At 67.4% G+C, this 18,250-nt stretch carries 19 protein-coding genes; 5 read left to right on the top strand and 14 right to left on the bottom strand.

The genetic code is table 11. The annotated features are described in order from the left end of the window. Positions 1-61 precede the first annotated feature (61 nt). The gene (locus JZ792_RS13960; RefSeq protein ID WP_216910774.1) at positions 62-988 is read right to left on the bottom strand and encodes a LysR family transcriptional regulator; all 927 of its coding nucleotides are present in this window, start codon (positions 986-988) and stop codon (positions 62-64) included. A 103-nt stretch (positions 989-1,091) separates the two neighbouring features. Between JZ792_RS13960 and JZ792_RS13955 the strand changes: the two genes are divergently transcribed. Beyond that, positions 1,092-1,505 (top strand): DUF5997 family protein, encoded by a 414-nt coding sequence (locus JZ792_RS13955; RefSeq protein ID WP_216910772.1) that lies wholly within the window; start codon positions 1,092-1,094, stop codon positions 1,503-1,505. Between the two features lie 81 nt (positions 1,506-1,586). On the opposite strand, the gene JZ792_RS13950 is transcribed toward JZ792_RS13955, so the two are convergent. The 3 genes from JZ792_RS13950 to rlmN form a co-directional block, all read right to left on the bottom strand. Next, positions 1,587-3,362 (bottom strand): protein kinase domain-containing protein, encoded by a 1,776-nt coding sequence (locus JZ792_RS13950; RefSeq protein ID WP_216910770.1) that lies wholly within the window; start codon positions 3,360-3,362, stop codon positions 1,587-1,589. A 143-nt stretch (positions 3,363-3,505) separates the two neighbouring features. Then, positions 3,506-4,996, bottom strand: a complete 1,491-nt coding sequence (locus JZ792_RS13945; RefSeq protein ID WP_216910768.1) for an AAA family ATPase — start codon at positions 4,994-4,996, stop codon at positions 3,506-3,508. An 80-nt stretch (positions 4,997-5,076) separates the two neighbouring features. Further along, on the bottom strand, positions 5,077-6,186 hold the full coding sequence (gene rlmN, locus JZ792_RS13940) for a dual-specificity RNA methyltransferase RlmN (RefSeq protein ID WP_216910766.1): 1,110 nt from the start codon (positions 6,184-6,186) through the stop codon (positions 5,077-5,079). 122 nt (positions 6,187-6,308) lie between these two features. Here rlmN and JZ792_RS13935 point away from each other — a divergent pair, with 122 nt between their 5' ends. Continuing rightward, positions 6,309-6,626: a LapA family protein gene (locus tag JZ792_RS13935; RefSeq protein ID WP_216910764.1), complete on the top strand. Its 318-nt coding sequence runs from the start codon at positions 6,309-6,311 to the stop codon at positions 6,624-6,626. Positions 6,627-6,647: 21 nt separating this feature from the next. On the opposite strand, the gene JZ792_RS13930 is transcribed toward JZ792_RS13935, so the two are convergent. From JZ792_RS13930 to rpsB, 5 genes are all read right to left on the bottom strand, one after another. Continuing rightward, positions 6,648-7,760 (bottom strand): phosphatidate cytidylyltransferase, encoded by a 1,113-nt coding sequence (locus JZ792_RS13930; RefSeq protein WP_216910762.1) that lies wholly within the window; start codon positions 7,758-7,760, stop codon positions 6,648-6,650. 105 nt (positions 7,761-7,865) lie between these two features. Beyond that, complete coding sequence (frr, locus tag JZ792_RS13925) at positions 7,866-8,423, bottom strand: ribosome recycling factor (RefSeq protein ID WP_216910760.1); 558 nt, start codon at positions 8,421-8,423, stop codon at positions 7,866-7,868. A 50-nt stretch (positions 8,424-8,473) separates the two neighbouring features. Further along, complete coding sequence (gene pyrH / locus JZ792_RS13920; RefSeq protein ID WP_109529622.1) at positions 8,474-9,202, bottom strand: UMP kinase; 729 nt, start codon at positions 9,200-9,202, stop codon at positions 8,474-8,476. Between the two features lie 286 nt (positions 9,203-9,488). Next, positions 9,489-10,313 (bottom strand): translation elongation factor Ts, encoded by an 825-nt coding sequence (gene tsf, locus JZ792_RS13915; protein WP_216910758.1) that lies wholly within the window; start codon positions 10,311-10,313, stop codon positions 9,489-9,491. 149 nt (positions 10,314-10,462) lie between these two features. Beyond that, entirely contained in the window at positions 10,463-11,350 is an 888-nt protein-coding gene (gene rpsB / locus JZ792_RS13910; RefSeq protein WP_216910750.1) for a 30S ribosomal protein S2, read from the bottom strand. 381 nt (positions 11,351-11,731) lie between these two features. Between rpsB and JZ792_RS13905 the strand changes: the two genes are divergently transcribed. From JZ792_RS13905 to JZ792_RS13895, 3 genes are all read left to right on the top strand, one after another. Further along, positions 11,732-11,989: a hypothetical protein gene (locus tag JZ792_RS13905; RefSeq protein ID WP_216910748.1), complete on the top strand. Its 258-nt coding sequence runs from the start codon at positions 11,732-11,734 to the stop codon at positions 11,987-11,989. Between the two features lie 182 nt (positions 11,990-12,171). Then, entirely contained in the window at positions 12,172-12,690 is a 519-nt protein-coding gene (locus JZ792_RS13900; RefSeq protein ID WP_216910904.1) for a M23 family metallopeptidase, read from the top strand. Between the two features lie 105 nt (positions 12,691-12,795). Beyond that, positions 12,796-13,311: a DUF1990 domain-containing protein gene (locus tag JZ792_RS13895; RefSeq protein WP_216910746.1), complete on the top strand. Its 516-nt coding sequence runs from the start codon at positions 12,796-12,798 to the stop codon at positions 13,309-13,311. A gap of 36 nt (positions 13,312-13,347) precedes the next feature. On the opposite strand, the gene JZ792_RS13890 is transcribed toward JZ792_RS13895, so the two are convergent. From JZ792_RS13890 to JZ792_RS13870, 5 genes are all read right to left on the bottom strand, one after another. After that, positions 13,348-15,249 carry an alkyl/aryl-sulfatase gene (locus JZ792_RS13890; RefSeq protein ID WP_216910744.1) on the bottom strand — a complete coding sequence of 634 codons (1,902 nt, stop codon included), beginning with the start codon at positions 15,247-15,249 and terminating at the stop codon, positions 13,348-13,350. A gap of 42 nt (positions 15,250-15,291) precedes the next feature. Beyond that, positions 15,292-15,636, bottom strand: a complete 345-nt coding sequence (locus tag JZ792_RS13885) for a DUF202 domain-containing protein (RefSeq protein WP_216910742.1) — start codon at positions 15,634-15,636, stop codon at positions 15,292-15,294. Further along, positions 15,633-15,998: a YidH family protein gene (locus JZ792_RS13880; protein ID WP_216910740.1), complete on the bottom strand. Its 366-nt coding sequence runs from the start codon at positions 15,996-15,998 to the stop codon at positions 15,633-15,635. Before JZ792_RS13880 ends, JZ792_RS13885 begins: the two co-directional genes overlap by 4 nt. A gap of 506 nt (positions 15,999-16,504) precedes the next feature. Continuing rightward, entirely contained in the window at positions 16,505-17,236 is a 732-nt protein-coding gene (locus JZ792_RS13875; RefSeq protein ID WP_216910738.1) for an acetoacetate decarboxylase family protein, read from the bottom strand. A gap of 80 nt (positions 17,237-17,316) precedes the next feature. Then, a complete protein-coding gene (locus JZ792_RS13870; protein WP_216910902.1) occupies positions 17,317-18,240 on the bottom strand; it encodes a tyrosine recombinase XerC in 924 nt (307 codons plus the stop codon). Between the last annotated feature and the right edge of the window lie 10 nt (positions 18,241-18,250).

Genomic DNA, 18,250 nt, shown 5'->3' with positions numbered 1-18,250 from the left:
CGATCGCCCCCACGTCGCCGCCCCGCTCCACGCGAGGGCGGCGTTCGTGTTTCCTCCTGGCTCAGCGACCGCGGCGCTTCACCGGCTTCTTCTTGGCGGAATGCTTTGCCGAAGAAGGTTTCTTGGCGGCGACACGCTCGGTCCGGGCCGGGCGAGCGCGAGGTGATTCCGGCGCGCGGGAGCTGTGCGCGGAGCGACCGCGCACGATACCGATGAATTCCTCGACCAGATCGGTGGTTCGGTCCGCGGGCCAGGCCAGGGCGATCTCGGTATCGGGGGCATCGGTCACCGTGCGGTAGACGAGGTCGCGGCGGGCGTGCAGGCGGGCGATGGAATGCGGGACGACGGCGTGGCCGACGCCCGCGGCGACCATCTCCAGGGTGACCGCCGCGTCATCGATCGCGTGGGTCTCCTGCATCCGCTCGTCGGCCAGGTCGGCCGTGCTGACCTCGGTGAACACCGAGATCGGGTGATCCTTCGGCACCACGACCACCGGCACCTCCCGGTAGAGCGGAATCGCGTTGAGGCCGTCCCGATCGATCGGGAGGCGAACGAAGCACATGTCGACGCGGTCCTCGCGCAGCGCGTCCTCCTGGTCGGCCGCCGTCAGCGCGACCACCCGCAGCGGGGTCTCCGGGAAACGTTCACCCCAGATCCTGGTCCACTTGGACACCGTCACCCCGGGCGCGAAGCCGACGCGCAACCCGGCGTCGGTGTCCGGAACCTGTTGCGCGGCGGATGCTTCGGCGGCATCGATCAACCCGGGAGCCGCCGCGAGGAATTCGCGCCCGTCCTCGGTCAGTTCGGTCGGCTGGGCTCCCGGCACGAACAGTTTCGTGCCGAGTTCCTCTTCCAGATCGAGGACGGTGCGACTCAGCCGCTGCCGGGAGATGTTCAGCGATTTCGCCGCCCGCGCGAAATGCAATTCCTGGGCGACCGCGGCGAACCAGCGCACGCGGGTCACGTCGATCGAGTCGAACCGGCTCATTGCATGAAGGTTAGCCGCTTCGACCTGCGGCGAATCGGACAGGCCGCGTCGAGGTCGGCCCGCGGTGGCGAAAGGTTCGCGCGGCGTCGATTAAACTCGCCGGGTGAGCCAGGAGAAGAAACCGCAGACCATGAAGCCGCTGACGGCGGCGAACAAGCTCGGCATCTACCTCCCCGCGACCCCCGAGGAATTCCGCGCCGCCGAGATCTCCCGCGCCGACCTGGAGAAATTGCGCACCGATCCGCCCGAGTGGCTGACCGAACTGCGCAGCAACGGGCCCTTCCCGCGCGATGTCGTCGCCCGCAAACTCGGTATATCCAACAGTGGATTGGCTCGCGCCGACGTCGCCGACGCCATGACCGCCGACGAGATCGAGACACTGCTCGCCGATCCGCCCGCCTGGCTCGTACGTGAGCGCGAAACGCATGCCGCCACGCGCGCGGAGAGCGAACGCGTCAAGGCGAGGGATGCCGAGCGCAGGGCGGCGACCAACCGTCCGGCCAAGAATCGCGGCTGACAAACGGGTTCGCGCGGGATTTCGGCTGCCACGGCATCGAAGGTCGGCCGATCCGGCCTCGGCACGAATTACCGGCCGGGGTCAGCCGAGCGGTGCGTTTTTCACCCTTTCGACAATTTCGTCGATTTTCCCCGGCCCGCTTCCGAAGGTCAATATCCAGCGAGCGCGTGCCGGGTCATCGAATGTCGAGACAATCATCGGATACTTCGAGTCGGTGTAGCTGGAGTAGCTCACCCGGCGATCGGTGCGATTACCCGTGGTGCTCGTCCCCAGATCTTCGGTCACGGCCTCGAAGGCACTCAATGCCCGCCGGGCCGCATCCTCCGATTCGTAGGCATAGAAGGTGTAGACCAACGTGTTGGTCTTTCCCGTCCAGCAGTACCAACGTGCACGCCAGTGATCGAATGCGGCTTCGTCTCCGGTCTCCGCGTGGTAATCGAACCATTTGGACGACGGGTTGCATGGGACGCCGTCGTAACCGGTGCCTCTGTTTCGATTGTCGGCGGGCAGCATGCGTGGGAAAGCCGCGGACATCGCCGACAGATCCTGGTGGCCCTTCGAACGGCCCGTCAGTTGCGAGACCACGGTGGTCTCGTCCTGCCACGCGAAGATGACGAGCCCCGCCACCAGTGCCCCTATGACGCCGAACACGGTGAGAAGGATCGTCACACCGTTGCGCTGCCGCGGCGGGCGCGGGGCCGGACGTCGGGCCACCGGCGGCGGTCCGGAACGCACACCACCGTGTCCGGGTGGCGGAACGGCCTGGGGACCTCGAGCGGGGGCGCGCCCGGGAATCCGGTTCGGCGCTCCGACCATCGGCGCGTTCGGCGGCATCGGCGACGGGTGCCCCGGCACCGCATACCCCTGCCCCCACGCTCCGCCGCCGACAGGCGTGCCGCCGACTTCCCGCGCAGCGGGCGGAATTCCGGGACCCGCTCCTGCTTGCCGAGCGTGCGGGTCCACCGCGGGCACCGCCCTCGGCATCGACCGGCTCGGCATCGACCGTGGCGCGGTCCCCGTCCGAGAACCGTTCCGGCTCAACGCCGCGTGCACCGCCGCCGCGAATTCGGCGCAGCTGTCGAAGCGCTCGGTCGGCCGTTTCGCGAGTGCGCGCCCGAGTACCGCGTCCAGTTCCGCGGGCAGATCGGGTCGATAACCGGTGATCGGCGGCGGCGGTTTGCGCAGATGTCCTTCGATCACCTGCACCGCGTGCGGCGAATCGAACGGCACGGTCGCGCTCAGCAGCCAGTACAGCGTGCAGGCCAGTGAGTACTGATCGGTGCGGTGGTCCAGATGCCCGCCGGTCAACTGTTCCGGTGCCGCGTAGGCCAGAGTGGCGGTGAAACTTCCGGTCTTGGTCAGGTGCCCGACGTCCTCACGTGGCCGGGCGATACCGAAATCGGTGAGCAGCACCCGTTCCTGTCCCGCACCACGGGCGAGCAGGATATTGCCGGGTTTCACATCGCGGTGCAGGACGTCCATGGCGTGCGCGTAGTCCAGCGCCGCCGCCGTCTCGGCGACGATCTGCGCGGCCCGCTGCGGCGGCAACGTGCGCGGATCGACACCGGAGGCGTCGACACCGTCGATGTACTGCATGGAGATCCACAGTTGCTCGTCCTCGACACCCCGGTCGAAGACGGTCACCAGATTGGGATGGTCGAGCCGCGCGACCAGATCCGCCTCCCGCTCGAACCGCGCGCGGATCTCGTCGTCGGAGAACAACTCCGGATTCAGCAGCTTCAACGCGGTCAGGCGCGGCAGCCTCGGATGCCGCGCCAGGTACACCGCCCCCATCCCGCCCTGCCCGAGCAGTCGCTGGATGGTGAAACCCGCGAATACTTCACCCTCGCGCAGCACCGGGTCATCCCCCTCGAGCGTTTCCGATCAGTTCCCCCGGCAGCGCACTGCCGCGTACGGCGGACCGTATCTGCCGCCCGTCGCGCACTGTACACCGCCCACACGCGACTCTCATCCGGTCGATCATCGCCCTCCGGACCGAATCATCCGTTCTTCGAACCGTACAATTGCCCGAGTCCGACCAACAGTACGTGCGGATCCCGCTCGGCTCGATCACGCAGCGCGTCACTGAATCCGGTGCCGCTGAAACAGGCCAGCCGACAATTCGATACGTCCACTCCGCCACCCGCCAACAGGTCACGGGCACGCACGAGTCGATCCACATGGCCGACGCCCATGGTCACTCCCCACTTCGCCTCGCCCATCATCGACACCGCCGCTTTCCGACCGCCACTGCCCGGCTGCACAACGGCCACATCGACCTGAATCTGCGTACGAGCCGCCGAGTCGGGAACGATTCCACAACCGACCTCCCCGAATCCGGCCTCCGATCCGAGCATTTCGATGCCGTCCCCGATCATGAACTCCCGACACATGGCCTCGAAATGCGGACCGACGACCTGAGCGGCGAACCGCTCCCCCGATCTGGCCCACACCTGTTGTGCCTGGCCGTTTTCCAACCGCGCCCACGACGGACGCATCACGGCCTCGTAGAAGTTGATGAGCGGTTCGGTGATCCGGTACACCGATTTGCCCGCGCGGAACACGTCTTGCTCGCGCACCAACAGGTGGCAATCCTCCAACACCGAGAGCGGGTGTGAGATGTCCACCGCCTTGCGGCCGATGTAACCGGCGATGCCGCCACGAGTGTTGTTGCCGTGGGCCACAGCGGCGAGCACCGAATGGTAGAGCGCGGTATCACGGATTTCGGCTTCTTCGGCCAACAGGTAGCGCGCCTCTCGAAACAGCGGACTCAGCGGCGACAGCACGGTGCGCGCCAACCACGGATCGAAGTCGGACAGCGTCGCGGGAACATCGTCGGCCAAGAACTGCCGTCGGTAAGCCGGTGTCCCGCCCAGCACGGCATGCAGTCGTACCGCCAACGCCGGGTCGGATCGCACCCCCCAGAACTCCGCGGCCTCGCGATACCCGAACGGGCGCACCACCATCTCCATCTGCGCACGCCCGCGCAGCGGCGCGGCACCGGCCAACAACCCGCCCATGACCGACATGGCGGACCCGCAGAGCAGCAACCGAACGCCGCTGGCCTCGACCTGGAACCGATCGATCTCCCGCTGGATCAAGGACGGCAGCTCCGGCACCGCCTTCACCAAGTACGAGAACTCGTCTATCACGACGAGTAGCGGCGCATCCGCGCGGTCGCGCGCCGCCAGACCGAACAGATAGACCACCGCGTGATCCCAGCTCTCGAACGAGACCGGCACCTCCGCTCCGGTGAATTCGGCGAGCGCGGCCCCGAACTGCCGCAAGGACTCCCCCGCCGTCGCGGTCGTCGCCCCGAAGTAGAACCCACCGACCTGCTCGACCAGCGCGCGCAGGAGATAGGTCTTTCCCATTCGCCGTCGACCGCTGACGATTCCCAGTTGCGCCGACGACGTCGTTCGCGTCGCGAACGATACGAGGCCGTCCCACTCCGCGAAGCGGCCGAATACGTGATGGGGCTTCGCGATCATCCAGGACCTCCCCGAGCGTTAGGACTACACCCCTAAGGAGTGTAGTCCTAACGCTCGGGACCCGTCCGAAGCGCAGGGAATCAGTTCTCGGCGGCGAGTTGGCCGCAGGCGGCGGCGATCTCCTGGCCGCGGGTGTCGCGGACGGTGCAGGGCACGCCCTGTTCGTTCACCCGGCGCACGAATTCCTGTTCGACCGGTTTGGGGCTGGCATCCCATTTGCTGCCCGGTGTGGGGTTGAGGGGGATGACGTTGACGTGGACGCGCGAGCCGAGGGCCTTGTGCAGTTTCCGGCCCAGCATGTCCGCGCGCCACGGCTGATCGTTGATATCGCGGATGAGCGCGTATTCGATCGACACGCGGCGGCCGGTCTTGTCGGCGTAGTACCTGGCGGCGTCGAGCACCTCGGCCACCGGCCACCGGCTGTTCACCGGAACCAGGGTGTCGCGCAATTCGTCGTCGGGGGTGTGCAGCGAGACCGCCAGCGTCACCGAGAGGCCCTCGTCGGCGAGTTTGCGGATGGCGGGAGCCAGCCCGACGGTGGAGACGACCACGCTGCGCTGGGAGATGCCGAGTCCGTCCGGGGCGGGCGAGGTGATGCGGCGGACGGCGTCGACCACCCGCTTGTAGTTCGCCAGCGGCTCACCCATGCCCATGAACACGATGTTGGACAGTCGCCCGGGGCCGCCGGCGACCTCACCGTCGCGCAGCGCCGCCGCGGCGGCGCGCACCTGGTCGACGATCTCGGCCGTGGACAGATTGCGCGTGAGCCCGCCCTGACCGGTCGCGCAGAACGGACAGGCCATACCGCACCCCGCCTGGCTGGAGATGCACAGGGTATTGCGGTCGGAATAGCGCATGAGCACGCTTTCCAGCAGCGTGCCGTCACCGGCGCGCCAGAGCGTCTTGCGCGTCTCTCCCGCGTCGCAGGTGATGTGTTTGACCACCGACAGCAGCGGCGGGAACAGCGCGGCGCCGACCTTCTCCCGCACCGGCGCGGGCAGGTCGGTCATCTGCTCCGGGTCGGCCTGCAACCTGGCGTAGTACTGCCGGGCGATCTGGTCGGCACGGAATTTGGGCAGACCCAGCGCCTCGACCGCCGCCTTCCGTCCGTCCGCGTCGAGATCGGCGAGATGCCGCGGGGGCATGCCACGGCGCGGGGCATCGAAAACGAGGGGCAGGGAGACGGTCATAGTGCACCCATTCTCTCATCAGCACGTCCGCGCGCACATTCAGGCCGAAGCGACCAGCGGGACATGGAGTTCGTCCAGGCGAAATACCCGCGTCGGCGATAGCCGTCGGCAATGATTCAGTCATGTCTACCAATGCCGACGATCTCCCCGACCCCGAAGCGTTCCAGCCGCCGCAGACGCCGATGGTCACTTCGAAGAAGTCGATTTCCTCCCGCACCGGCTACGCGTGGGTCGGCTTGGTCGCGGGCGCGCTGATCCTGATCATCCTGCTGATCTTCATCCTGCAGAACCTGGAGAGCATCCGGGTCAGCCTGTTCTTCTGGCAATTCAATCTGCCGATCGGCGTCGCGGTACTGCTGTCGGTGATCGGGGGCGCGCTGGTGATGGCGCTGGTCGGCGGCGTGCGCATCATGCAGTTGCGGCGCGCGGCCAAGCACTAGCCCGCCGACTGTCCTCGCGGGTCAGATCAGGGTGGACAGAACCAGCCAGGAGACGAAGGCCGACGGCAGCATCGAATCCAGTCGGTCCATGATGCCGCCGTGCCCCGGCAGCAGCGTCCCCATGTCCTTGATGCCCAGTTCGCGTTTGATCTGCGATTCGATGAGATCGCCGACGGTCGCCACCACGACGAGACCGACGCCGAGTACGACACCGACCATCGAATTGGCCTGGAGCAGCAACGTCACCGTCAGGAGTCCGCCGATGACGCAGAACAGCAGCGATCCGCAGAACCCTTCCCAGGACTTCTTCGGGCTGATCGACGGCACCATCGGATGCTTGCCGAACAGCACACCGGCCACATAACCGCCGACGTCGGAGCACACGACCAGGATCATGAAGGTCAGCACCCGCAGATTGCCGTCGGGTTCGAGCAGCAGCAGGGTCGCGAAGGAGGCGAGCAGCGGGATCCAGGCGAGGGTGAAAACGGTGATCGCGGTGTCGCGCAGAAAATTTCGGGGCGCCGTCCGCAGTCCGTGATCGAAGAGCCGCCACACCATGCACACCAGCGCGGTTCCGGCGAACGCCCCGGCGACGCCGCTCGCCCCGTAGGGCCAGCCCAGCCAGAACACCGCCTGACCACCCACGATGAGCGGAATCCTCGGGACGAGGACATCGGCCTCGCGCAGTCGCTTGGCGACCTCCCAGGTCGCCACACCGACCGCCGTGCCCGCCACGGCGATGAACACCTTGGGGACGAACAGCAGGATCGCGATGAGCGACAGACCGAGGCCGAATCCGACCGCGAGCGCGGCGGGCAGATTGCGGCCCGCTCGCGAGCCCGAGGGGGCGGGCTGGGGTTCGGCCGCGCGACCGGGTTCGGCGACGACCGACTCGGTGGACGGTGCGGAGTCCCCGTCCGGAACGACCGGGGACGATTCGGCGGGCGCGAGAGCGGGCGGTTCGAGTGCGGGCGCCGCACCGAGATCGGCGGCCCGCTCCTCGCCGAGGGGTCCGGCGGTCGGCGCATCGCCGGAATGCCTGTACGGCGATTCAGGTGTGCCGTTCGCCGGCTTCGGCTCCTTCGCCGCACCGGTCGCGGCGGCTTTCTCGGCCACGATTGTCCCGTCGCTCAACTCGTCGTTCCGTTCGTCCCCCACTCGAGCATGTCCTCGGCTGTTACCGATCCGCGCGCACGCGGCGGCCGTGTCGTCCGGCCCGCCGCCCACACCCGTGATGCCTCAGACCTCGAGCAGTTCAGTTTCCTTGTGCTTGACCAATTCGTCGATCTGACCGACGTACTTCGCGGTGGTCTTGTCGAGCTCCTTCTCGGCGCGCCCGACTTCGTCCTCACCCGCCTCGCCATCCTTCTGGATCCGCGACAGTTCGTCCATGGCCTTGCGGCGCACGTTGCGGATCGAGACCTTGGCGTCCTCACCCTTGCCCTTGGCCTGTTTGGCCAGTTCACGGCGCCGCTCCTCGGTGAGCTGCGGCACGGAGATTCGGATGATGTCGCCATTGTTGGTGGGATTGACCCCGAGGTCCGAATTTCGGATCGCGGTTTCGATCACATTCAGTTGCGACTGCTCGTAGGGCTTGATGACCACCATGCGCGGTTCGGGCACCGTGATGCTCGACACCTGGGTGATCGGGGTCGGAGACCCGTAGTAGTCGATGACGATCCGGGAGAACATGCCGGGGTTGGCCCGGCCGGTACGGATGCTCCCGAGATCGTCCTTCGCTACCGAGACGGCTTTCTCCATCTTCTCCTCGGCATCGAAGAGCGCTTCATCAATCACGACCGTTTCCTCCACAGCGTCGTCATCGTCATGATCCGCGGGTAGCGGGGTCAGGACCGAACCAATGTGCCGATCTTCTCACCGGCGACCGCACGGGCGATATTGCCCTTCGTCAACAAATTGAACACCAGCATCGGCATCTGGTTGTCCATACAGAGACTGAAGGCGGTGGCGTCGGCGACCTTCAGACCGCGTTCGATCACCTCTTTGTGGGTGATCTCGGTGTACATGGTCGCGTTCGCGTCGACCCGGGGGTCCGCGTTGAACACACCGTCGACGGCCTTGGCCATCAGCACCACTTCGGCGCCGATTTCCAGCGCCCGCTGCGCGGCGGTGGTGTCGGTCGAGAAGTAGGGCATGCCCATCCCCGCGCCGAAGATGACGACCCGCCCCTTCTCCAGGTGGCGTTTGGCCCGCAGCGGCAGATAGGGCTCGGCGACCTGCCCCATGGTGATCGCGGTCTGCACGCGGGTCTCGATCCCCTGCTTCTGCAGAAAATCTTGCAGCGCAAGGCTGTTCATCACGGTGCCGAGCATGCCCATGTAATCGGAGCGAGCCCGATCCATGCCGCGTTCCTCGAGTTCGGCGCCGCGGAAGAAATTCCCGCCGCCGATCACCACGGCCACCTGGATGCCGTCCTCGACCACTTCGGCGATCTGCTCGGCGACCGTCTGCACGACATCCGGGTCGAGTCCGACGGTGCCTCCGCCGAACATCTCCCCACCTAATTTCAGAAGCACACGGCGATATCCTGGACGGTCGGTCCCGGGGTCCGTCATCGGTGCTCTTCTCCCTCGGTGCTGTGCCCGCTCGGCAGGCTCGGGTGTCAACGGTAATTCGGAGTGGTTTGCGCTACACAGAGCGCTCCCATCCTGCCCTACGGGGTTTCGGCGGCCACAGAAGCCCCCCTCGGACGTGCGACCCCGCGCGGAATACGGCCTGCGCGACGCTCCGGAACCACGTTCGAAACGTACGCGCTTCAGTAATTCTCCGGCGGGTGGCCGGTACACACGCAAAAGGCCTCTCGCACATCGGGATCGACGTGCGAGAGGCCTTTCGAGTCGATCAGGCCTGACCGACCTCGAAGCGGGCGAAGCGGCTCACGGTGACACCGGCCTCGTCCAGCAGCGCCTTGACCGTCTTCTTCGAATCGGTGACGGACGACTGCTCGAGCAGCACGACATCCTTGAAGAAGCCGTTGACGCGGCCTTCGGTGATCTTCGGCAGCGCGGCCTCGGGCTTACCCTCTTCGCGAGCGGTCTGCTCGGCGATGCGGCGCTCGTTCTCCACGATGTCGGTCGGCACCTCGTCGCGGGTCACGTACTTGGCCTTGAGGGCCGCGACCTGCATGGCGGCGGCACGTGCGGCCTCGGCCGCGGCGTCACCCTCGCCGGTGTACTCGATCAGCACGCCGACGGCGGGCGGCAGATCGGTGGCACGCTTGTGCAGGTAGGTCGCGACGGGACCGTTGTAGGAGACGACGCGACGCAGTTCGAGCTTCTCGCCGATCTTGGCGGCAAGCTCCTGCAGCGCGGCGTCGACGGTCCTGCCGTCCAGCGGCAGCGCCTTGAGCTCGTCCAGATCGCCGGGCTTGGCGACGGCGGCCGCGGCCACGATCTGATCGGCCAGCGTCTGGAACTCGGCGTTCTTGGCGACGAAGTCGGTTTCGGAGTTGATCTCGACCAGGACGCCGTCCTTGGCCGCGACCAGGCCCTCGGCCGTGGCGCGCTCGGCGCGCTTGCCCACGTCCTTGGCACCCTTGATGCGCAGCACCTCGACGGCCTTGTCGAAATCACCGTCGGTCTCGGTCAGCGCGTTCTTGCAGTCCATCATCCCGGAGCCGGTGAGCTCCCGGAGCCGCTTCACATCGGCAGCGGTGTAGTTCGCCATGGGTGGCGAGCCTCCTTCGAGAGAGTGCGCGACGGGCGGCGACTGTTGTCCGCCCGAACGCTCCTGAGTACTGGGCAGCGGTGATCACGATGGCACAGCCTCGTGATCACCGCCGGAACAGTGTCTGAATACCGCGTTCCAGGTAAGTCTCAGGCCTGGGTCTCGGCAGGCGCGGCCTCGACGGAGGCGGCCTCGGCAGGGGCAGCCTCCGCGGGGGCAGCCTCGGCAGGGGCGGCTTCGGCCGGAGCGGCTTCGGCGGCGGGGGCGGCCTGCGAGAGCAGTTCCTGCTCCCACTCGGCGAGGGGCTCGCCCGCGCCGGCTTCCGGCTTGTCGTCGCTCGCGGAGCCACCGGCCCTGGCCTGCACGCCCTCGGCCACCGCGGAGGCGACGACCTTGGTCAGCAGGGCGGCCGAACGGATCGCGTCGTCGTTACCCGGGATCGGGTAGTCGACCAGGTCGGGGTCGCAGTTGGTATCCAGGATCGCGATGACCGGGATGTTCAGTTTGCGAGCCTCGCCGACGGCGATGTGCTCCTTGTTGGTGTCGACGACCCAGATGGCCGAAGGCACCTTGGCCATGTCGCGGATACCGCCGAGGGTGCGCTCGAGCTTGTTCATCTCACGCGTGAGCATGAGGATTTCCTTCTTGGTGCGACCCTCGAAACCACCGGTCTGCTCCATCGCCTCGAGCTCCTTGAGGCGCTGCAGACGCTTGTGCACGGTGGAGAAGTTGGTGAGCATGCCACCCAGCCAGCGCTGGTTGACGTAGGGCATCCCGACGCGAGTCGCCTCGGCCGCGATCGACTCCTGGGCCTGCTTCTTGGTGCCGACGAAGAGAACGGTGCCACCGTGGGCGACGGTCTCCTTGACGAACTCGTAGGCCTTGTCGATGTAGGTCAGCGTCTGCTGCAGGTCGATGATGTAGATGCCGTTGCGGTCGGTGAAGATGAACCGCTTCATCTTCGGGTTCCACCGACGGGTCTGGTGTCCGAAGTGCGCGCCGCTGTCCAGCAGCTGCTTCATTGTTACGACAGCCATAGCTCTCGTATCTCTCTTTCCTAGCCGGTTGACGCAGCGGATCGGCGATCCACTGCCCTGGCGCCTCCGAATCACCGGACCCGATCACATGGATCGGGACCAGCCGGCGATTCCCTGCTCCGCACATGCGCTGCCCCGAACGATCTCCAATGAGGTCCGGTTCGAACAGCGCCGTAACGAACAAGCACGGGCGGCGCGCGAAGTCGGTCCGTGCCAGCACAGACCGCTCGATCAGTCTACGACGCGCGGTCCCCGCGACCTAAACCGGCAGGGCGCGGAGGCCCCCGCCAGGCGAAACGCGCGGTGTTCACAGGTCGGAAAGTTGTCCACATTCGACAATTCGCGACCCCGACGGGCCGGTCGATCGGCGAATGTCGAGATATGAATCGTATCTCGGTGACGGTGACCGCGCTCGTCCCACTGATGTTCGCGTTGTCCCTGGTCCTGGCCTGTCCCGCCGTCGCGCAGCCACCCGCGCGGATCGCGACGGCGTGCGCCGGTTCGGCGTGCGTGCCGGACGGCTGGCTGCGCTCGGCGCCCTGCCGTCTTCGCGTCCTCGGACCGGCGCGGATCCCATGGACGACGATTCCCGACACCTCCCTCGATGTCGCGCGCATTCCGTGGTGCTCGTCGCGATGACGCGCACGGCGATCCGGGTCGGGGCACGCCGAACCCCGGTCTGCGACAGACCCCTTCCTCCGGCGGGCGGGCGCCCGTCGACCGCCTGGAATACGCGCCGGACCACCGAGTTCACCGTCGGAACCGCAGTCTGCGACTGGCTTGTTCGCCCGGTGGGCAGGCGCTCGTCGACCGCCCGCAATATGCGCCGGACCACCGAATTCGCCGTCGGACTCGCCGTCGCCGTAGCTCTGCATTCCTGGAATCCCGCGTCGGCGGCGCCCACCGGCGAATTCGATTGGCCGTTGCGTCCGCGTCCGCAGGTGGAGCGCCGCTTCGACAAACCGGCCCAGGACTGGCTACCGGGACATCGAGGAGTGGATCTCGCGGGCGTTCCCGGACAGGACGTGCTCGCGGCCGGGACGGGGATAGTGGTGTTCGCCGGGGAGGTGGCGGGCAGGCCGGTCGTGTCGATCGACCATCCCGGCGGGCTGCGGACGACGTATGAACCTGTGCGAGCGCGGGTTTCGATCGGCAGCCGGGTCGGGCGCGGTAGCGGGATCGGGGAGTTGGAAGCCGGGCACGAGGGGTGCGCGGCGGCGGCCTGCCTGCACTGGGGCGTGCGGCGCGAAGCGGGCGCGCGTACCCGGCGCGAATACCTCGATCCCCTTGCGCTGCTGCACTTGTCACCGTTGCGGCTGAAACCGGTCGGTGCGCGGTGAGGGCGACCGTTCCCGAACGCGAGACGACCCGGCGCGGTCGTTCGGCGGAGACCGGTTCGATACCCCGCGCTTCCTTCCCCGCCCGAATGCGACGACGATTCGCCTATGAGCAACGAATCGGGCGACGCGCTCACCTACGCGGAGGTCGGCGCGACGGCGGGCACCTTGCCGCGGGGGTACCACCACTTCACGCTGAAACGCCGGATCGGTTCGGGACGTGCGCTGTTCGAGCGGGCAGGCGTGGCGATCCTGGCCTATCGGATGCAGCAGGGCACCGGAATCTTCCACGGGGCGAGTACACCGTCAGCGGAGGTCGGCACACTGCTGACGGTCCGGCTCGGCGCCGGACCGCTGGCGATCACCGCTCCCTGCCGGGTGGTGTACCTGCTCGAGGAGTCCGACCGGAGAGGTTTCGCCTACGGCACGCTGCCCGGTCATCCGGAGATCGGCGAGGAACTGTTCGCGGTGGAATACGACGCGGCCGACGACGGCGTCTACGGGGTGGTCACCGCCTTTTCCCGACCGGGCGCCTGGTACACGAGACTCGGCGGCCCGGTCGTCCGATCGATCCAGCGATACATCGCGGGCAGATATATCGCCACGCTGCCCACCTCGCCCTGATCGACGGACGCGGCGGACCACACCGATGCGCGTCGCCTACGGCGTGACGATGGCGAAATCCGGATCGGGGGTGTCCAGGACACCCACCAGATCGGCCAGGGTGACCGGATCGCCTTCGATGGCGATATCGCCCGCGGCGACGGCGACACCGAATTCGTCGCCCGCGAGCAGCACCCGGATCAGCGTCCGGCGGGTCAGTGTGAAGACGGTGTCCGGGTCGGGCATCTTCACGTGGTCGGGCCGGTCGTAGTGGACAAGCAGGCCGTTGCGCAGTTCCACCCGGTGGGTGCGGTCCTCGTCGACGAGATGCCAGTCGGTCACCAACCGGTGCCCCCACGCCACGGGGCCGTCGACGCGCAGCGCCAGCGCGTCGAAGATCTGCTCTGTGCTCAGCGCCGCCAACACCGTCGGGGACTCCGGCGTTGTCGGCGTCCCGAAGGTGCCGTACCGCAATTCGTAGGCGCCGCTGAGGTAGAAATTGCGCCAGGTCGCGTTCTCCGCGCCGTAGCCGAGTTGTTCGAAGGTGCTGGCCTGCAATTCCTTCGCCGCGGAATTATCCGGATCGGCGAAGATCACGTAGTTGACGACCTGTGCCACCCAGCGGTAATCACCGGCCGCGTAGGACGCGCGGGCCTTGCGCAGTACCTCGTCGGCTCCGCCCATGAATTCCACGTGCCGCTCGGCGGATTCGACCGGCGGATATTCCCACAGCGTTGCCGGATTCCCGTCGAACCAGCCCATATAACGCTGGTAGATCGCCTTGACGTTATGGCTCACCGAACCGTAGAAACCGCGCGTGTGCCAGGCCGCATCGATCGCGGGCGGCAGTGCGAAACGCTCGGCGATCTCGGCGCCGACGTAGCCCTGATTCAGCAGTCGCACCGTCTGGTCGTGCAGATAGCCGTACAGATCTCGTTGCAGCGCAAGGTATTCCACCAGCCGATCGGTACCCCAGGTCGGCCAGTGGTGCGAGGCGAACACCACGTCGGCGTCACGGGCGAACAGGTTGATGGATTCGGTCAGGTATTTCGCCCAGACATGGGGATCACGCACCGACGCGCCGCGCAGGGTGAGCAGATTGTGCTGTGTGTGCGTGGCGTTCTCGGCCATGCACAGCGCCCGATGATCGGGGAGGTGGAAATTCATCTCCGCGGGCGCCTCGGTTCCCGGCGTCACCTGGAAAACCATATGCACCCCGTCGACGATCTCCCGTTGACCGGTCTCGACGATGTCGACGGTCGGGGGGATCAGGGTCACGGTGCCGAGCGAGGTGGTCTGCCCGAGACCGGCGCCCACCTGTCCGAGCGGACCGCGCGGTAGCACCGCGCCGTACATGTACGCCGCGCGCCGGGCCATCGCCGCACCGGCGTAGACGTTCTCGGCCACCGCGTGTTCCAGGAAACCCGCGGGGGCGAGTACCGGGCAGCGCCCCGCCTCGACTTCCTCCTCCGTGATGACGCCGAGCGCGCCGCCGAAATGGTCCACGTGCGAATGGGTGTAGACGAGCCCGGTCACCGGCCGGTCACCGCGGTGCGCGCGGTAGAGCGCGAGCCCGGCGGCGGCGGTTTCGGCGCACAGCAGCGGATCGATCACCACGACACCCGAATCACCTTCGACCAGCGTCATATTCGACAGATCGAGCCCTCGGATCTGATAGATCCCCTCGGTGACCTCGAACAGTCCCTGTTCCACGACCAGCCCGGATTGCCGCCACAGGCCCGGATGCACGGACGCCGGGCAGGGTTCACGCAGGAATTCGTAGGAATCGCTGTCCCACACCACGGTTCCGTCGGTCATGGTGACCACGCCCGGATCGAGCGCCGCGATGAATCCTCGGCGCGCGTCGGCCCGATCCGTCTCGTCCGCGAAAGGCAGGGCCGCGGCGGCACGCCGTTGCGCGGCCGCGATGACGGTGCTGGGTTCGGTCGCTGTGCTCATATCCGTCCTCCTGTGCTCTGCCGAATACCGTCCTGTCGTTCCTCACGGCCCCGGATACACGAATCCCAGACCCGCCGCGATCCCCGCGACCACGACCACCGCCACCGTGGCCATGACGATCGCGCCGTTCTCGATGTCGTGGCGGCCCGCGTGCAGATTGCGGCTGCGAAAGAATCCGAGCAACGCCAGCGCGATCATCGTGCCCGCCGCCGCCAGCGGCGCGGTTCCGAACGCGCGCCACCCGTTGATCGCGGCGTGGTTCAGGAACAGGACGGCGATCACCATCGCCGAGATGGCGGTGCGCCGCCAGGCCAGGGCGGTGCGCTCGGCGGCCAATCCGACATCGGGGCCCGCGCCGGGCGGCGGCGGTGTACCTGTTCCGGTCATCGCAGCAACACCGCCACGCAGGCCAGCACCGACACGACGGTGATACCCGCCGACAGGATCGGGACAAGCAGGGTCGAAGGAAGCGGCCGACCACGCCGCATCGCCTCGCGCACCCCGCGCCAGTGTCCGTAGGCCCCCACCGCGACGATCACCGCGAGCACCAGGCAGCACATCCCGATCGCCCGGCGGATGCCGGGCAGGTGCATGGGCTGGACCAGGGTGTGTACGGCCACACCACCGGCGAGCAAGCCGAGTGCGGTCCGCATCCAGGCCAGGAAGGTTCGTTCGTTGGCGAGGGTGAAGCGGTAGTCGACCTCCTCCTCGCCTTCCTCGGACTCCTCTGCCGGGCTCGGCAGGGTCATGACGCTCCACTTCCGACACCGGATCCACGGACGAACGGACGAGTACCGGATGTAAGTGCCGCGCGCGTCCGAGCCCGGCGGGCCGATCCGTCGCAGACCACGTTCAGCGGTCGTCGCTCACGGACCGTCCGCGCGAGGAAAAGGTCACGCTCGATGTTGTCCGAATAGTTGCCGGATACGGGCATACCCACCGACTCGGGCGTACTCGCGTCCCGGCGTGTCTGCGGGAAATCTCCGAGCGATTCCGCAGGGTACGACCGGCATTCGCGCACTCCAGAGGGACGAACCGCTGGACGCAGCCGGGCCTCCGGGTCCATGGACGTCTCCATCCCTTGTCGATTTCCGGATCGGAGCAAATACACCGCTACGCCAGCCTAACGCCGAGGGAAGTGACCGTCCACGCACTACGCCGTGCGGTACCGGCAAACGCGCCGCCGCGATCCCTCGATTCCCTCGGTCGAGAACCCGTCGGTCACAGCCGAATACATTACGCGTTCATCGGGCCCTCACACGGGGACGGCGTCCTGGAAGGTCATGGTGAGGCGATCGACCGTCGATGCCATCGGCGCGCGGGTGGGAAGTCCGAGACCGGCCAATTCCGCGGCGATCGGATGATCGCCGAGCCGCAACTCCACACCACCGGGGCGGGCCCGCATACCGGACGGCCCCATCTCCCATGCCGTGCACCTGGTCAGGCCGTCGATGTGGGAATAGGCATCGAAGGAGGTCCCCGCGCCGCGGCCACCGGGCGTGGACAGACCGGCTTTCACCGAGAGGTCGACGACGAGGTCGCCCTCCTGGCGGAGAACGCCGCGCCGGAGTCCGCCCTCGTGGTTCACGTCGAATTCCGCGATCTCCTTCGGGAACCCCCAGATCCCGCGTCCGGCGGCGAGGGTGAAATCGCCGTCCACCGGCAGTTGGTGGATGAAGACGCCCGCCTTCCCGGTCGCGAGTGCCCGCAGGCCCGCGAGGCCACCGTCCCGCGCGGCGGCGTGGTGGCGAACCATGAACGACACGCCGAATTCGTTGTACGGCCCGAGGTCGCCGTCGATGTACTCGACGAAGACGAGGGTGCACAGGGCCCGATCGCGCGGCACCCGCAGGACGCGGAGGCCGGAATAGTCGATGAGTCGCTGCGCGGCGTCGGCCGGAACGCGGTAGGTAGCCATGAAGGCGCGCGCGTGCCGGATCCGCACCGGCATCTGGACTTCGCGACCGAGGACGGTATGCGTGCTCATCCGGATGGATCCTCCCAAAACTAGAACTCGTTTCAGAATACGAGCTCGCTTCGCGCGTCACACCCCGTTCCGCCGGAATGTCACGCGCGCGGATGAGCCTGGTCGTGCACCTTCCGCAATCGTTCGACGGACACGTGGGTGTAGAGCTGGGTCGTCGCCATACTCGTGTGGCCGAGCAGTTCCTGGACCACCCGAAGATCGGCGCCCCCTTCGAGCAGATGCGTCGCCGCGCTGTGCCGCAAACCGTGCGGCCCGATATCCGGTGCGCCCGGAATCGCGGAAACGACTTCGTGCACAACGGTTCTGGCCTGACGTTGGTCGAGTCGACGACCTCGCCTTCCGAGCAGCAGGGCGCGACCGGAATCCGGGCAGGCGAAAGACGGGCGGCCGAAACGCAGCCACCGTTCGATCGCCTCGTCGGCGGGTCCGCCGAACGGGACCGACCGCTCCTTGTTCCCCTTGCCCAGCACCCGCACCAGCCGTCGCTCCCGATCGACATCATCGACATCGAGCCCGCACAGTTCACCGACCCTGATCCCGGTGGCGTACAGCAACTCGACGATCAGCCGGTCCCGCAACGCCATCGGATCCTGCTGGGCCGCACCCGATTGCGCCGCTTCCATCGCACCGACGGCCTGACGCTGCCCGAGGACAGCCGGAAGCACCCGATGCGACGAGGGCGAACCCAACCGCAGCCCCGGATCGACCGGGAGCCTGCCGTTCGCGGTCAGCCACGCGGTGAACGTGCGCGCCGACGACGCGCGCCGCGCCATCGTCGTGCGCGCCGCACCTCCCGCCGACTGCGCCGCCAGCCACGAACGCAGCAGACTCAGATCCAACTCCCCGATCGCCGAATCCGCCGACTGCGCGTAGAGATGCGCCAACAGCGAGCGCGCGTCCCCGAGATAGGCCCGCACGGTATGCGCCGACCTGTTCCGCCCCAACCGCAGATGCCGCCCGTATTCCCGCACCAACGCACCCAGATCCTCCGGTAACTCCTCCACCCCTACACCG

Origin of the sequence: Nocardia noduli (assembly GCF_019038455.1) — a bacterium.
Lineage (GTDB): Bacteria > Actinomycetota > Actinomycetes > Mycobacteriales > Mycobacteriaceae > Nocardia > Nocardia noduli.
This window is presented reverse-complemented; position numbering and strand designations above follow the sequence as displayed.

Coding starts and splice junctions, on each gene's coding strand:
- JZ792_RS13960 (WP_216910774.1), bottom strand. CDS start 988: ATGAGCCGGTTCGACTCGATCGACGTGACCCGCGTGCGCTGGTTCGCC.
- JZ792_RS13945 (WP_216910768.1), bottom strand. CDS start 4,996: ATGATCGCGAAGCCCCATCACGTATTCGGCCGCTTCGCGGAGTGGGAC.
- rlmN (WP_216910766.1), bottom strand. CDS start 6,186: ATGACCGTCTCCCTGCCCCTCGTTTTCGATGCCCCGCGCCGTGGCATG.
- JZ792_RS13935 (WP_216910764.1), top strand. CDS start 6,309: ATGTCTACCAATGCCGACGATCTCCCCGACCCCGAAGCGTTCCAGCCG.
- pyrH (WP_109529622.1), bottom strand. CDS start 9,202: ATGACGGACCCCGGGACCGACCGTCCAGGATATCGCCGTGTGCTTCTG.
- tsf (WP_216910758.1), bottom strand. CDS start 10,313: ATGGCGAACTACACCGCTGCCGATGTGAAGCGGCTCCGGGAGCTCACC.
- rpsB (WP_216910750.1), bottom strand. CDS start 11,350: ATGGCTGTCGTAACAATGAAGCAGCTGCTGGACAGCGGCGCGCACTTC.
- JZ792_RS13905 (WP_216910748.1), top strand. CDS start 11,732: ATGAATCGTATCTCGGTGACGGTGACCGCGCTCGTCCCACTGATGTTC.
- JZ792_RS13900 (WP_216910904.1), top strand. CDS start 12,172: ATGCGCCGGACCACCGAATTCGCCGTCGGACTCGCCGTCGCCGTAGCT.
- JZ792_RS13895 (WP_216910746.1), top strand. CDS start 12,796: ATGAGCAACGAATCGGGCGACGCGCTCACCTACGCGGAGGTCGGCGCG.
- JZ792_RS13890 (WP_216910744.1), bottom strand. CDS start 15,249: ATGAGCACAGCGACCGAACCCAGCACCGTCATCGCGGCCGCGCAACGG.
- JZ792_RS13885 (WP_216910742.1), bottom strand. CDS start 15,636: ATGACCGGAACAGGTACACCGCCGCCGCCCGGCGCGGGCCCCGATGTC.
- JZ792_RS13880 (WP_216910740.1), bottom strand. CDS start 15,998: ATGACCCTGCCGAGCCCGGCAGAGGAGTCCGAGGAAGGCGAGGAGGAG.
- JZ792_RS13875 (WP_216910738.1), bottom strand. CDS start 17,236: ATGAGCACGCATACCGTCCTCGGTCGCGAAGTCCAGATGCCGGTGCGG.